Source organism: Microbacterium sp. NPDC064584, from assembly GCF_040687315.1.
GTDB classification, from domain to species: Bacteria; Actinomycetota; Actinomycetes; order Actinomycetales; family Microbacteriaceae; genus Microbacterium; species Microbacterium lacus.
On sequence record NZ_JBFBMZ010000001.1, the window covers coordinates 795,426 to 809,615 of the forward strand.

At 72.1% G+C, this 14,190-nt stretch carries 10 protein-coding genes and 1 pseudogene; 3 read left to right on the forward strand and 8 right to left on the reverse strand.

From position 1 onward, the window contains the following. The first annotated feature begins 56 nt into the window (after window positions 1-56). Window positions 57-665: a TetR/AcrR family transcriptional regulator gene (locus tag AB0P18_RS03845; protein ID WP_363359006.1), complete on the forward strand. Its 609-nt coding sequence runs from the start codon at window positions 57-59 to the stop codon at window positions 663-665. A gap of 115 nt (window positions 666-780) precedes the next feature. On the opposite strand, the gene AB0P18_RS03850 is transcribed toward AB0P18_RS03845, so the two are convergent. The 3 genes and pseudogenes from AB0P18_RS03850 to coaBC all read right to left on the reverse strand — a co-directional run bounded on the left by AB0P18_RS03850 (window position 781) and on the right by coaBC (window position 4,424). Next, window positions 781-1,935: a cystathionine gamma-synthase gene (locus AB0P18_RS03850; RefSeq protein ID WP_363359007.1), complete on the reverse strand. Its 1,155-nt coding sequence runs from the start codon at window positions 1,933-1,935 to the stop codon at window positions 781-783. Window positions 1,936-2,003: 68 nt separating this feature from the next. Further along, window positions 2,004-2,954: pseudogene (locus tag AB0P18_RS03855) on the reverse strand (pyridoxal-phosphate dependent enzyme); the annotation flags it as partial. 261 nt (window positions 2,955-3,215) lie between these two features. Next, complete coding sequence (coaBC, locus tag AB0P18_RS03860) at window positions 3,216-4,424, reverse strand: bifunctional phosphopantothenoylcysteine decarboxylase/phosphopantothenate--cysteine ligase CoaBC (RefSeq protein ID WP_363359008.1); 1,209 nt, start codon at window positions 4,422-4,424, stop codon at window positions 3,216-3,218. A 32-nt stretch (window positions 4,425-4,456) separates the two neighbouring features. Between coaBC and AB0P18_RS03865 the strand changes: the two genes are divergently transcribed. Continuing rightward, the gene (locus AB0P18_RS03865) at window positions 4,457-5,170 is read left to right on the forward strand and encodes an NRDE family protein (protein WP_363359009.1); all 714 of its coding nucleotides are present in this window, start codon (window positions 4,457-4,459) and stop codon (window positions 5,168-5,170) included. Here AB0P18_RS03865 and AB0P18_RS03870 read toward each other — a convergent pair. Then, window positions 5,130-6,695: a glycosyltransferase family A protein gene (locus tag AB0P18_RS03870; protein WP_363359010.1), complete on the reverse strand. Its 1,566-nt coding sequence runs from the start codon at window positions 6,693-6,695 to the stop codon at window positions 5,130-5,132. The genes AB0P18_RS03865 and AB0P18_RS03870 overlap by 41 nt on opposite strands. 108 nt (window positions 6,696-6,803) lie before the next feature. Between AB0P18_RS03870 and AB0P18_RS03875 the strand changes: the two genes are divergently transcribed. After that, entirely contained in the window at window positions 6,804-7,856 is a 1,053-nt protein-coding gene (locus AB0P18_RS03875; protein WP_344051552.1) for an alpha/beta hydrolase, read from the forward strand. A 5-nt stretch (window positions 7,857-7,861) separates the two neighbouring features. Here AB0P18_RS03875 and AB0P18_RS03880 read toward each other — a convergent pair whose 3' ends face one another. The 4 genes from AB0P18_RS03880 to nhaA are packed head-to-tail and all read right to left on the reverse strand — an operon-like array spanning window position 7,862 to window position 14,128. Further along, complete coding sequence (locus tag AB0P18_RS03880; RefSeq protein ID WP_363359011.1) at window positions 7,862-9,184, reverse strand: LLM class flavin-dependent oxidoreductase; 1,323 nt, start codon at window positions 9,182-9,184, stop codon at window positions 7,862-7,864. Continuing rightward, complete coding sequence (locus AB0P18_RS03885; protein ID WP_363359012.1) at window positions 9,181-10,548, reverse strand: aminotransferase class I/II-fold pyridoxal phosphate-dependent enzyme; 1,368 nt, start codon at window positions 10,546-10,548, stop codon at window positions 9,181-9,183. Before AB0P18_RS03885 ends, AB0P18_RS03880 begins: the two co-directional genes overlap by 4 nt. 60 nt (window positions 10,549-10,608) lie before the next feature. Continuing rightward, window positions 10,609-12,234 (reverse strand): FAD-dependent oxidoreductase, encoded by a 1,626-nt coding sequence (locus AB0P18_RS03890; protein WP_363359013.1) that lies wholly within the window; start codon window positions 12,232-12,234, stop codon window positions 10,609-10,611. A 7-nt stretch (window positions 12,235-12,241) separates the two neighbouring features. Continuing rightward, window positions 12,242-14,128: a Na+/H+ antiporter NhaA gene (gene nhaA, locus AB0P18_RS03895; RefSeq protein ID WP_363359014.1), complete on the reverse strand. Its 1,887-nt coding sequence runs from the start codon at window positions 14,126-14,128 to the stop codon at window positions 12,242-12,244. Between the last annotated feature and the right edge of the window lie 62 nt (window positions 14,129-14,190).

Genomic DNA, 14,190 nt, shown 5'->3' on the forward strand with positions numbered 1-14,190 from the left:
GTATGCCAGGCATGCCCGCGCGGGCAAACCCGGGCGGCGGGTGTCAGACTGAGCGGGTGACCGACGCCCCGGCATCCGCCCCCGCCCGTCGCGGACGACCGGGCTATGACCCCGATCAGATCCTCGCGGCGGCCGTCGACGTGTTCATCGCGCACGGGTACGACGCGACGTCGGTCGCCGCGGTCGCCGAGCGGCTGGGCCTCACGAAATCGGCTCTGTACCACCACTTCGACTCGAAGGAGCATCTGCTCGGCGTCGCCCTCGATGAGGCTCTGGGTGGCCTCGAGGGTGTGCTCGCGCAGCCGGGTGCGAGTGCGGGCGCCGCCGGCGAGCGGCTCGAGTTCGTGCTGCGCGGAGCCGTCCGCGTGCTCGTCGAGAAGCTGCCGTACGTCACGCTGCTGCTGCGCGTCCGCGGCAACACCGAGGTCGAGCGCGATGCCCTCGAGCGCCGCCGCGCGTTCGACCACCGCATCACCGCCCTCGTGCGCGACGCGCAGACGGAGGGCTCGGTGCGCGCCGACGTCGACCCGTCCGTGGCGACCCGCCTCGTGTTCGGCATGGTCAACTCGATCGTGGAGTGGTACCGCCCGACGGGCGCCGAAGGCGCCGACGACCTCGCCGACGACGTGCTGCGCGTCGCGCTGGACGGTCTGCGCACCCGCTGAGCGGCGCGCGCGACTCGGCCTTCGCGGCCCTTCGAATCGCTCGCGGCCCGTCATGCACGGCGTGCCGCGAGGCGGCGCACGTGCCGCGACCGCGTGGCGGCGCGAACGGGCCGGCTCAGAGCGCGGCGAGCGCCTGCTCGAGATCGGCCAACTGGTCCTCGGAGCTCTCGATGCCGACCGACAGGCGGACGACCTCCTCGGGGACGGCGAGCTCGGTGCCTCGCACGGAGGCATGCGTCATCGCGTCCGGGTAGTTCACGAGCGACTCGACGCCGCCGAGCGACTCGGCGAGCTGGAACACGCGCGTGGACTCCGCGAACCTCCGTGCCGCTGCGCCGTCGGCGAGGGCGAGCGAGACGATGCCGCCGAACGCCGACATCTGCGACGCCGCCAGCTCGTGACCCGGGTGCGAGGACAGCCCGGGGTAGTACACCTTCGCGACGCGATCGTGGCCTTCGAGGAAGGACGCGACGGCGGCCGCGTTCTCGCTGTGGCGCTGCATCCGGATGCCGAGCGTCTTGATTCCGCGCGTCGTGAGGAACGCGTCCATGGGTCCGGAGACCGCGCCGGCGGCGAACTGCAGGAACCCGACGCTCTCGGCCAGGGCGTCGTCGTTCATCACGAGCGCGCCGCCCACGACGTCGGAGTGCCCGCCGAGGTACTTCGTCGCAGAGTGGACGACGACGTCCGCCCCGCGCCGCAGCGGCTGCTGCAGGGCCGGGGACGCGAACGTGTTGTCGACCACGACCAGGGCACCGGCATCCCGTCCGAGCTTCGCGAGACCCGCGATGTCGGTGATGCGCAGCAGCGGGTTGCTCGGCGTCTCGACCCACAGCACCTTCGCGGGCTTCTCCTCGAGTGCCGCGGCCACCTGGCTGAGATCGGTCATGTCCACGACCCGCAGGCCCACGCCCCACGGTCCGAGGATCCGGGCGATGAGCCGGTAGGTGCCGCCGTACACGTCGTCGGACAGGAGCACGTCGTCGCCGGGCTTCAGCACCGCGCGCAGCAGCGCGTCCTCGGCGGCGAGACCCGACGAGAACGACAGACCGTGGCGGCCGTGCTCGATCGCGGCGAGCTGGGTCTGCAGCGCCGTGCGGGTCGGGTTGCCGCTGCGTCCGTACTCGTAGCCGCCGCGGAGTCCGCCGATCCCGTCCTGCGCGTAGGTCGTGGAGAAGTGCACCGGCGGGATCACGGCGCCGGTGGTCGGATCGAACTCCTGGCCGGAATGGACGGCGAGACTGTCGAAGCCGCGGATGTGCTCGCTCATGCGTTGCTCCCGGTCGTGCTGATCGTGGCGGATGCCGGGGCGGCGGCATCCGGAGTCGTGTCGGTCGTGGCGAAACCGCGGTCGGTCATCCACGCGTCGTTGAAGATCTTGCTGACGTACGCCCGGCCGTGGTCGGGCAGCAGGACGACCACGACGGCGTCCGCGGGAAGGTCGCGGGCGGTGCGGAGGGCAGCGACCACGGCCATGCCGCTCGAGCCGCCGACGAGGAGTCCCTCTTCGCGGGCGAGGCGCCGCGTCATCGCGAAGGACTCCGCGTCGCTGACACGGTGGTACTCGTCGACGACCGTCGGGTCGAACGTCTCGGGCCAGAAGTCCTCGCCCACGCCTTCGACCGCGTAGCCGTGGATCGGCCCGCCGGAGTAGATCGAGCCCTCCGGGTCGGCTCCGATGATCCGCACCGCACCCTGCGAGAGCTCGCGCAGGTAGCGGCCGGTGCCGGTGATCGTGCCGCCGGTGCCGATGCCGGCGACGAAGTGGGTGACCAGGCCCTCGGTGTCGCGCCAGATCTCGGGTCCCGTGGTCTCGAAGTGACCGCGCGGACCGTTCTGGTTCGCGAACTGGTTCGGCTTGAATGCGCCGGGGATCTCACGGGCGAGGCGGTCGGACACGCTGTAGTACGAGCGGGGGTCGTCGGGCTCGACGCTCGTGTCCGTCATGACGACCTCGGCGCCGTAGGCTCGGAGCACGTCGACCTTCTCGCCGGCGAACTTGTCGGGGACGACGAAGATCATCCGGTAGCCGCGCTGCAGGGCGACCAGGGCGAGGCCGACGCCGGTGTTGCCGCTCGTGGGCTCGACGATCGTGCCGCCGGGGCGGAGGAGGCCGTCGCGTTCGGCCGCGTCGACGATGTTCCGCGCGATGCGGTCCTTCGCGGAGCCGCCGGGGTTGAAGTACTCGATCTTCGCGAGCACCGTGGCGCGGATGCCGTCGGTGACGCGGTTCAGGCGGACGAGGGGGGTGTTGCCCACCAGGTCGGTGATGTTCTCGGCGTAGCGCACAGTGGTGTCCTGAGGGAAAGGCCGCGCGCGGGGGCGCGGCGGATGGCTGGGGTCGTCGAAGGCGAGCGCGAGGCGCTCAGCGACAACAACGACAGGTCAGCACCCCTCCACCATAACCCCTCCCGCCGAGGTGGTGGTTCTTCCTCCGAGGTGGTGGCTCTCCCGCCGAGGTGGTGGGTTTCCCGCCGAGGTGGTGGGGGCATTCTCGGGCGAAAACCCACCATCTCGCCGGAGAGGGGACCATCTCGGCGGGAAAGCGGGTCAGCGGGAGGTCATCACCGCGTCCCAGAGCGCGTCGGCGACCTCGCGCTTGCTCCCGGAGACCTGGGCGACCACCTCGTCCTCGGCACCGAGGATCGTCAGGGCGTTCTCTGCGCTCTCGAACCCCTTCTGCCAGCCCACTTCGTTCACGGCGAGCAGGTCCACGCCCTTGCGGCGGCGCTTCCGTCGCGCGCGGTCGAGCAGGGCATCGGCATCCGTCTCGGTCTCGGCAGCGAACCCGACGATCGTCTGCCCGTCGCGCCGACCGCGTACGAGGCCGGCGAGGATGTCCTCGGTCGCGACGAGCTGCAGCGTGAGGACCCCGCCGGTGTCCTCCTTCGCGAGCTTGCGGTCCGCGGTCTCGGCCACCCGATAGTCGGCGACCGCCGCCGCCATCACCACGACATCCGCGTCCACCGCGCGCTCGGTGACGGCACGGCCGAGCTCGGCCGCCGTGCCGACCCGCACGAGCTCGATGCCGGCGCGACCGATCGCGGGGGCGAGGGCATCGGCATCCGCGTGGGCGACCACGAGCGCGACCGACGCGCCGCGGTCGGCTGCAGCTAGCGCGACGGCGACCCCCTGTCGCCCGCTCGAGCGGTTGCCGAGGAAGCGCACCGGATCGATCGGCTCCCGCGTGCCGCCCGCGGAGACCACGACGCGCAGCCCGGACAGGTCGCGCCTGCGGTTCATGAGTGCGGAGGCATATGCGTGCAGCGCCTCGGGTTCGGTCATGCGTCCGGGGCCGACGTCACCGCCGGTCAGCGGTCCGTCCTCGGGGCCCACCACGTGCACGCCGCGCTCGCGGAGGACGGCGACGTTGTGCACGGTCGACGGATGCCGCCACATCTCGGTGTGCATCGCGGGGGCCACCACGACCGGTGCCGTCGTCGCGAGTAGGCTCGTCCCCAGCAGGTCGTCGGCCAATCCGGCGGCCGTCTTGGCAAGGAAGTTCGCCGTCGCCGGCGCCACGATCACGAGATCGGCCGCCTGCCCGAGCGCGACGTGGCGGACTTTCGCGACGTCGTCGTGCACGGAGGTGGTGACCGGATGACGGCTGATGGCCTCCCACGTCGGCGTGCCCACGAATCGCAGCGCGTCCTCGGTGGGGATCACGTGCACCTCGTGTCCGTCCCGCACCAGCAGGCGCACGAGTTGCACGGTCTTGTAGGCGGCGATCCCGCCCGTCACTCCGACGATGACGTACACGGCCCGATTGTCCCACGCAGGAAGGCGCCGACGTGTGCACCGTGATCATCAGCGTCCCCGACGACTCGTCGAGCCCGGTCCGCCTCCTCGCCGTCCGCGACGAGGATCCGGGACGGCCCTGGGATCGCCTCGGCCCGTGGTGGCCGCAGACACACCCCGGCGTGATCGGCATCCGGGACGCGCGCGCGGGCGGAGCCTGGCTCGCCGCGAACGAACAGGCCCGCACGCTCGCGGTCCTGCTGAACCGCCATGATCTGTCCGACCGCCGTGACGACGAGGTCACGACCCGGGGTGCGGTGGCGCTGGATGCCGCCGCCGGGCGCGCCGTCGGCGACAGCCCGCAGACGCGCGGGTTCAACCTCGTCGAGGTGACGGCGCACACCGCCCGCGTCACCGCGTGGGACGGACTGTGTTCCCGGACGACGGAGCTGCCGCCCGGCATCCACATGGTCGCGCACGACGACGTCGACGACCCCGAGACGCCGAGGATCGCCCGGTGGCTCCCCGAATTCCAGGATGCCGCTCCCGCGGGCGCCGCATGGTGGAAGCCGTGGCTGGACATCGTCGAGCGCACCGCCGACCTACCGGGCGACGACCCGGCGGCGATCATCCGCCGGCAGAGTTTCGAGGGCGTCCCCTCCTACTCGCTGCTCGTGTGCGTCGCCTCGATCGGGGATGCCGAGTTCGACGTCCGCGATGCGCCGTTCACGACCCCGGGGACGTGGACGCCCGCGGCGCTGCGCTGAGCGCCCGCCGCGATGCGCTGAGCATGCCCCGCGCCCGCCGCGCGCCGCGCGCGATCAGATCGCGCGCAATGCCGGCGGGCCATTGACGGCGCAGCTCCACGCCGTCGCGGCCCTCGACGAGGGCGCACCGGCGCCCGGCCCACACCGGTGACGGCCCGAGGGCGCGAAGTATCCCCGGATCGGCATGCAGCGGGACATCGAAGGTCCACCCCAGGCGTCGCACGTGTGCGCGCAGGCGTCCGCCGACCGAGGGATCCTGACGCGCGAACACGCGGACCGGGTCGATCACGACGCGCGCGTCGCGCAGCCCGGGCGCCGACGCACCGGGGATGCGGCGCTCGAAGGCGTCGGGCGACGCTTCGAGCCGCAGCTCGACCCGATCCGCCGGCGCCGCCGTGCCCGGCGGGATCACGAGGCCGAGCGCACGCCCGATGCCGTCCGGCGTGAGGTCCTCGCCGTCCGTGTCGAGCACGCGCGCGCGGATCGTGAGCGCGATCTTGCCGCGGGTCCACTCCGCCGCCACGATGCGGGCGTCGGCGCGCAGGCCGGCGTCGTAGTCGGCCAGGCGCAGGAGGTCCTCGCGACGGCCCGCCCGCAGCACGCTCGAGCGCACCCGGAGCGGAAGCGGCAGTCCGTCCTCGACGGAAGACCCGAACCGGCGCTGGGCGAGCGGGATCACCGCGTCCAGGAACCGCTCGCGGTAGGCGGCCGGGTAGCGCCGCATCCGCTTTCCGCCGAGCCGCCCGAGGATCTTGCCGCGGTACCAATGCCGCAGCAGCGTGTCCCGAAGGGCTCCCGGTTCGGTGTTGCGCTCCACGAGGTCGAGCACGGCTTCCAGGTGCGGGAAGTACGTCTCGGGGTCGATGCGCGACGAGCTCGCGCTGCCGGCGTTCTTCAGCCACGCGTAGCAGGGCGTCGAGGCGAGGATCGAGATCGTCCGTGCCCGGAAGTAGGCCTCCATCACGAACAGATGATCCTCCAGGCGCACGCGGCCGTTCGGATAGCGGATGCCGCCATCTCGGAGGAACGCCGTCCGGAAGAGCTTGTGCGGCGTCAGCAGCGCCAGCAGCGGGTCGCGCCCGAGCTCGGCGCGAGGGATGTCCCGCCGGAACACCGAGCGCGGGATGTCCCGGCCGATCCCGACGACCCGGCCGATCACCACGTCCGACGTGTGCGCGTCGGCGTACGCGGCGAGCGCGCGGAGGGCGTCGCGATAGAGGCGGTCGTCCTGGTCGGCGAAGAACACGTACCGCCCGCGCGCCGCGTCGATCCCGTGGTTGCGCGGCGTCCCCGGCCAGCCGGTGTGCGGCAGCGTCAGGACACGCACGTGCGGCCGGGTGCGGGCGACCTCCGCGAGCCGCGCGCGCGTCGTCTCGCCGGATCCGTCGTCGCACAGGAGAACCTCGAAAGCACCGGGCGGAATCGTCTGGCGATCCAGGGACGCGATCAGGTCGTCGAAGGTCGGGCCGGGCTCGTACACCGGGACGATCACGCTGACGTGGGGCGGGGAGTGATGGGCGGACACAGGTCGAGGCAACACCCGCCGCCTGAGAACCGGCGGAGGGTTGCGCATCCGCCCGCCGTATGCTGTGCCGCGGCATCCACCGTCCGCTCGAAGGGGCAGGATGGGACGATGCCGCTCGATCCCTTCTTCGCCGAGCGCCTGCGCGTGCACCGGCGGTACCTGATCGGGCAGCGGATCGCGCCGCTGCGCTCCCGCGTGACGCGGTGGTGGCGGCGGCTGCGGGGGGAAACGGATGCCGCGGCCCCCGCCCCGCGGCGGGGCCGCGCACTGACCCCGCGCGAGCGGCACCGACGCGCTGCTCTCGCGTGGGACCGCACCGAGCTGAAGACCGTCGGGACGCCCGGCCCCGAGTTGCGCACGAGCGAGCACACGGTCGAGGTCCCCGGATACCCCTCGGTCCGGGTGCGGATCTACCACCCGCCGACCGCGGAGACCCCGCCGGTCTGGCTGTCGTTCTTCGGCGGCGCGTTCCGCATCGGCGGCATCGACTATCCGACGACGGACGCCGCGAACCGGCGCCGGGCCGCGGAGGCGGGCGTCGCGATCGCCGCCGTCGACTACGCGCTCGCCCCCGAGCACCGGTTCCCGACGCAGATCGAACAGGCGCGCGCGGCGCTGGCGTGGATCCACGCGCACGCCGCCGAGATCGGGGTGGATGCCGACCGCATCGGCGTCGCGGGCATCTCGGCGGGCGGGTCCCTCGCCGCCGCCCTGACGATCGCGAACCGCGATCGGAGCGGCATTCCGATCCGCCTGCAGCTGCTCGAGGTGCCGGTGACGGACCTCACCGGCCGGCACCTGGATCTGCGCGCGACGTGGGCGCTCGGCATCCCGAGCGTGATCGCCCTGCGCGAGCTGCGGTCGGTCGCGCGCACGTATCTCGCCTCGCCGGCGGATGCGCGCGATCCGCTCGCCTCACCCCTCCGGGCCGCCTCGCACGCGGGCCTTCCGGAGGCGGTGATCCTCACCGCGGAGTACGACCCGCTCCGCGGCGACGGGGCGGCGTACGCGGCGAAGCTGCGCGCGGCCGGGGTCGAGGCGAGCGCGGTGCGCTATCTCGGGGTCACGCACGACACGTGGATGTTCACCGGGGCGCTGCCCGCTGCTCGCCGCTGGCACGCGGAGGTCGTCAGCACGCTCGCTCGCCTGCACGAGCGCTGACCGCGTCAGAACGCGGACAGGTTCGCCTGCAGGCCGCCGGGCACGAACTCCGAGCGCAGGATCCCGCGGCGCCGCAGGATCGGCACGAGGTCGTCCAGGGCGCGGTGCAGCGTGACCGGATGCAGGTCGCCGGAGAAGATCAGGCCGTCGTTGTCGGCGTCGTCCCCGAGCGCTTGGATGAGGTCGGCGAGCTCGTCGGCGGTGCCGACCGTGCCGCTGATGCCGTCGCCGATGCGGCCGAGCCGGGCCTTGCCCGCGAGGATCTCACGCAGCGGGACACCCTCGAACGAATCGAACCGGCCGCGCAGCCCTTTGATCGTGCCGCGCGAGACGTGCTCGCCGAAGATCCCCTCATCGAGCGGCTCGTCCAGGTCGAGCGTCGTCAGATCGGTCTCCAGATCGCTCGACCACGCTTCCGCGACAGCGCGCAGCGCCGCCTCGTCGGGGTTCGCGGATGCCGCCACGATGCGGTCGGCCTCCTCGACGGATGCCGCCACGATCGGCTTGAACACGAACAGCGTCTTGATCGAGGCGGGATCGCGCCCGTGCGCGACGGCATCCGCGCGGACCTTCTCGCGGTGGGCGCGCACGGCACCGACGTCGAGGTTCGACAGCGCGAGCTGGATCTGCGAGTTCTCCCCGGCGAAGCGGATGCCGCGGGGCGACCCCCCGGGGGAGGCCACGACCGGCTCGGAGGGGAGGGGCTCCGCGTTGAGCGGTCCGTCGAACGAGAAGTACTGCCCGCGGTGCTGCACCGCGCGGATCTTGGTGCCGTCGGCGTAGATCTGGGTCTCCGGATCGGCGATCAGGGCGTCGTCGTCCCAGCTGCGCCAGAGCAGGCGCAGGGCGTCCAGCCATTCCTGCGCCCGGTCGTACGCGGCGTCGTGCGGCAGGCGCTCCTGGCCGAAGTGGTGGGCGGAGCCGACGTCGGTGACGACGTTGAGGCCGAGCCGGCCGCCGGAGAGGTGCTGCAGAGACGCGAACTGCCGTGCCGCGGTGTAGGGGTGCCAGCCGGCCGGGTTCGCGGTCGGGATGACGCCCAGGTGCTCGGTCGCGGCGAAGAGGTACGGCGCGAGCGTCCACGGGTCGTGCTTGGGTCCGCCGTAGGCCTTGCGCACCCGCAGATCCAGAGTTTCCGGGCTGATCCCGACCGAGAGGGCGTCCTCGATCAGGACGAAGTCCATGCCCGCCTGCTCGAGCGTCCGGGCGCCCTCCTGGTAGAGCCCGGGCTTGCGCCAGTCGTAGTTCCACTCCCAGTACGGACGCGCCCAGCCGTGCGGGCCGAAGCCGCGCGAGAGGAACCAGCCGAAGTGCTGCGTCTTGCTCATACGATGCCGGCCCGCTCCAGAAGCTCCGCGGCTTCCACGGCGCCGAGGGCGCGGTCGAGGTCGGCGATCAGGTCGTCGGCGTCCTCGAGGCCGATCGACAGGCGCAGCAGCCCCTGCCCGATCCCTGCCGCCTGCCGCTCCTGCTCGGTCCGGTTGACGTGCGTGGTCGAGGCCGGGTGGAGCACGAGCGAGCGCACGTCCCCGAGGTGGGTCATCCGGGTGAACAGCTCCACCGCGTTCACGAACGTCCGTGCGGCATCCCGCCCGCCGCGCAGCGTGAACGAGAACACCGAACCCGCACCGCGCGGGAGGTAGCGCTCGGCGAGCGCGTGATAGGGGCTCGAGGGGAGTCCGCTGTAGTCGACCGACTCGACGGCGGGGTGCTCGGCGAGCCACTCCGCGATGCGCTGAGCCGACTCGCTGTGCCGCTGCACGCGCAGCGACAGCGTCTCGATGCCCTGCAGGATGAAGAACGCGTTGAACGGCGACGGCGAGGGGCCCTGACGGAGGGCGATGTTCGCCCGCGCGTAGTCCAGGAACGCGGCGCGGCCCGATCGCTCGGCGACCGTGCGTCCGTCGCTGCCCGGGGTGCGGGTGAGGTGCGGGAAGCGGTCGCCTGTTGCTGTCCAGTCGATGCGCCCGGCATCCACGATCACTCCGCCGAGAACCGTGCCGTGCCCGGCCAGGAACTTGCTCGCCGAGTGCACGACGACATCGGCGCCGTGCTCGATCGGGCGCAGCAGGTAGGGCGTCGCGAGGGTGCTGTCGATGATGAGGGGGATGCCGTGGCGGCGGGCGACGGCGGCGACGGCGGCGATGTCGAGGATCTCGTTGCGCGGATTCGGGATCGACTCGGCGAACAGGGCTTTCGTCTCGGGGCGGATGGCCGCCTCCCACGCGGCCGGGTCGTTCGCCTCGGTCACGAACGAGGTCTCGATGCCCAGCCGCGAGAAGTTGTCGCGGAAGAGTTCGCGCGAGCCTTCGTAGATGCCGGATGCCGAGACGAGGTGGTCGCCCGAAGCGGCGAGCGCGAGCACGGCCGTGGAGACCGCCGCCTGACCGCTGCCGACCAGAAGCGCTCCGGCGCCGCCCTCCAGGTCGGCGATGCGGCGCTCGACCGCGGAGTTCGTGGGGTTGCCGACGCGCGTGTAGCTGTATCCGTCGTCGGACTGCACGAAGCGCTCGTTCGCCTGGTCGAAGTCGGCGAACTCGAACCCGGCCGTCAGGTAGATCGGCGTCGCGCGCGGGCGGTGCCCGTCGATGCGGTCCGCGCCCGCGTGGATCTGGCGCGTCGCGAAGCCGAGGGCGTCGGGACGAGTGGTCTCGGGGCGCGGCGCGTCGGCGGGATCGCGATGTTCGGGCATGCCGGGAGACTACGGGTCGCCGCGCCCGGCGTCACCTCGCGCGTAAAGCGCGGAAACATCTCAGACGGCCAGGGCGCGATGGACCGACGCCACCGCGCTGGAGCCCTCCCCGACGGCGGCGGCGACGCGCTTCATGGATCCACGCCGCACGTCGCCTGCGGCGAACACCCGCGGCAGCGAGGTCTCGAAGGGCAGCGGCTCGCGGCCGAGGCTCTGCCAGTGCGACAGCGCGTAGGCGGCGACATCCGTCCCGGTCCGGACGAACCCGTCCTCGTCGAGGTCGACCCCTCGCAGCCACCCCGTCGCGGGCTCGGCGCCGATGAAGCAGAACAGGCCCCGCGCGTCGACGGTTCCGAGGCTGTCGATGTGAACACGCTCCAGCCCGGCATCCCCCTCCAGGCCCACGACGCGCGACGAGGTGTGCACGTCGATGCGCGGATCCTCCACGAGCCGGTCGACGAGGTACGACGACATCCGGGCGCCGAGGTCGTCGCCGCGCACCACGAGGTGCACAGGGCAGCCGTTCGCGGCGAGGTACAGGGCCGCTTGCCCTGCGGAGTTCGCCCCGCCCACCACGACCACCGGAGCGTTCAGCACCTGGCGGAGCTCCAGCTGGGTCGCCGCGTAGTAGATGCCCGAGCGCTCGAACCGATCCCAGTGCTCCAGCGCGAGCGTCCGATATGCGGCGCCCGCGGTCACGATCACAGAACGGGTCCGCACGACCCGCCCGTCGGTCAGGGTCACGTGCAGCAGATCGCCGACGGGGTCGAGGCGCACCGCTTCGCACGGTGCGTACACCCGCACGCCGAACTTCAGGGCCTGCAGCGACGCCTGCCCGATCAGGTCGCCTCCGGCCACGCCGAACGGGAACCCCAGGAAGTTCTCGATGCGCGACGTGGCCGCCGCCTGACCACCCGGGGCGACGGCATCCAGCAGGACGGTGCTGAGACCTTCGGAGGCGCCGTAGATCGCCGCCGCCAGCCCCGCCGGTCCACCGCCGACGACGACCAGGTCGACGATCTCGTCGGCGTGCGCCTGGTAGCTGAGACCCAGCCGCTCGGCGACCATGCCCGGGGTCGCCCGCACGATCGGCTCGCCCTGGATGAACGCGACGGGCAGATCGTCGGGGTCGAGCCGGTGGGCGGATGCCGGCGGGTCGGCCGGGTCGATCTCGACGGCGGTGTGCGCCAGACCGAACCGCTCGGCGAAGCGTCGCAGCGCGAGGAAGTCCCGCGAGGAGCGGGCGCCGACGAGCTTGAGCGTCAGCGCGGCCGGTCCCTCGCGCAGCGACTCGCGCCGGGCCCAGAGCGCGTGCAGGATCAGGTCGCACAGTTCGTCGTCCTCGGCCATGAGCCGCCGCAGCTGGGTGTGGGGGATCCGGCGCACGCGCCCCGGCACGATCACCCGTGCCGACAGGAACGCGTTCTGCTCGTTGAGCACACCCAGTTCGCCGGCGAACGTGCGCGGACCCATCCGCGTGATGATCGCCTCCTCGACCCACCACAGCGAATCGCGGACGATCTCGACCTCCGCCGTCTCGAGCAGAGCGAGTTCGTACGCGGCATCGCCGGAGCGGAAGAGGTAGTCGCCCACCTCGACGTCGACAGGCGTCCCGAACGCGCACAGTCGCTCCCACTGCGCGTCCGTGAGCGCGGGCGACATCGTCGGATTCAGGTCGGATCCCATGGGTCGGTCACCTCTCGGTCGGGGGCGTCGCTTCCGGTGCCGGCGGGGTCAGCGCCCGGATGAGCGACTGCGCGTCGTAGGGGCCCGTGTGGCGCCTGCCGTTGATGAAGAGCGTCGGCACCGACGTGATCCCCATCGCCTCGGCATCCAGCATGTCGTCACGGACGTGCCCGGTGACCTCCGGAGCGGTGAGGTCGCGCTCGAACTTCTCCACGTCGAGCCCGAGCTCGCGGGCGAGGCGGACGATGTCCGACGGGCGCTGGTTCTCCTGATCCGAGAACAGTCCGCGCTCGAACTCGAAGAACTTGCCCTGCAGGGATGCCGCCTCCGCGGCCTCCGCACCGGCGAGGGCGTTCGGGTGGTACTGCGTGAGCGGAGCGTGCCGCCACACGTAGCGGAGCTGGTCGCCGAGTTCGGCCTTGACCTCCTGGATCGACCCCGACGCCTTCAGGCAGAACCCGCACTGGAAGTCCCCGTACTCGACGATCGTGTACGGCGCGTCGTCGCGGCCGAACACGTGGTCGCGGCGGGAGTCGACGGGGCGGACGAGCGTCTGGCCGGTGTCCTCGCGCGGGTGGAACGCATCCGAGACGCGGAAGACGATCGTGGCCACGAGGAACGCGATCACGGAGGCGGCGAGGACGCCGACACGGGCCTGGTTCTGCGCGTCCTCCCCGTCGATCGCGATGTCGACGATGAACAGCGAGATCGTGAAGCCGATGCCGGAGAGGGCGGCGCCGCCCGCGATGCGGTCGAGCGTGAGACCCGGGCCGAATTCGCCGAGCCGGAGGGTCTTCAGGATCGCCGCCGACCCGAAGATCCCGAGGAACTTGCCGACGACGAGCCCGATCACGATGCCCCACGTGAGCGAGGAGACGAGGGCGGCGCCCAGGATCTCGGGGGTGATCAGGACTCCCGCGTTCGCGAGCGCGAACAGCGGCAGGATGACGTACGCGACATACGGCGCGTACGCGGACTGCAGTCGCTCGTTGATCGAGATCGATTCGCGCAGGCTGTTCGCGGCCGCCCGCGCGTACTCGGTGTTCGGCGACTGACGGAACGTGCGGGCGAGCTCGAGCGCGTGCTCGACATCGCGGCGGTCCGGCCGGTAGACGGGCACGAGGAGCGCGATCGCGACGCCGGCGAGCGTCGGGTGCACGCCGGAGGCGAGGAAGGCGAGCCACACGATGACGGCGAGGGTCGCGTACACCGGGCCTCGGCCCCCGCGGAGGTAGCGCGTGAAGTAGACGCCGACGAGCCCGGCCGCGGCGATCAGCAGCGGCAGGGGCGTGAAGTTCTCGGTGTACACGAGCGCGATGATGCTGAGCGCGCCGATGTCGTCCACGACCGCGAGAGCGAGGAGGAACACGCGCAGGCGACCGGGCACCCGGGGCCCGACGAGCGCGAGAGCCCCCACCAGGAACGCGGTGTCTGTGGAGATCACGACGCCCCACGCGGAGGCGTGACCGGAGTCGGCGGCGACCCACACGAACAGCAGTGCCGGCAGGGCGAGTCCGGCGATCGCGGCGACGACCGGCACGACCGCACGGGACCAGCTCGTGAGCTCGCCGATCGCGAACTCGCGCCGCACCTCGAGCCCGACGGTGAAGAAGAAGATCGCCATGAGCGCGTCGTTCACGAGGGCGTGCAGAGTGAATTCGAGGTGCAGGTCGCCGACGCCGATCATGAGCTCGGTGTCCCAGAAGGTCTCGTACGACCCGATCGACACGTTCGCCCAGGCGACCGCGGCGACGGTGGCGAGCAGCAGGACCAGGGCGCCGATGCGGTTCTGGCCGAGCGAGCGGACCTTCTCGGCGATCGAGCGGCGCGACCGCGAGCGCGCCGAGGACTGCTCCGGATCGGGTGAGCGCTGGATGAGCGTCAGTTCGGCCATACGCGTGCATTCTCCTCGGACCCCACACGGGCGACAAGCCCACTCGCGCCCCGCGCATTCCC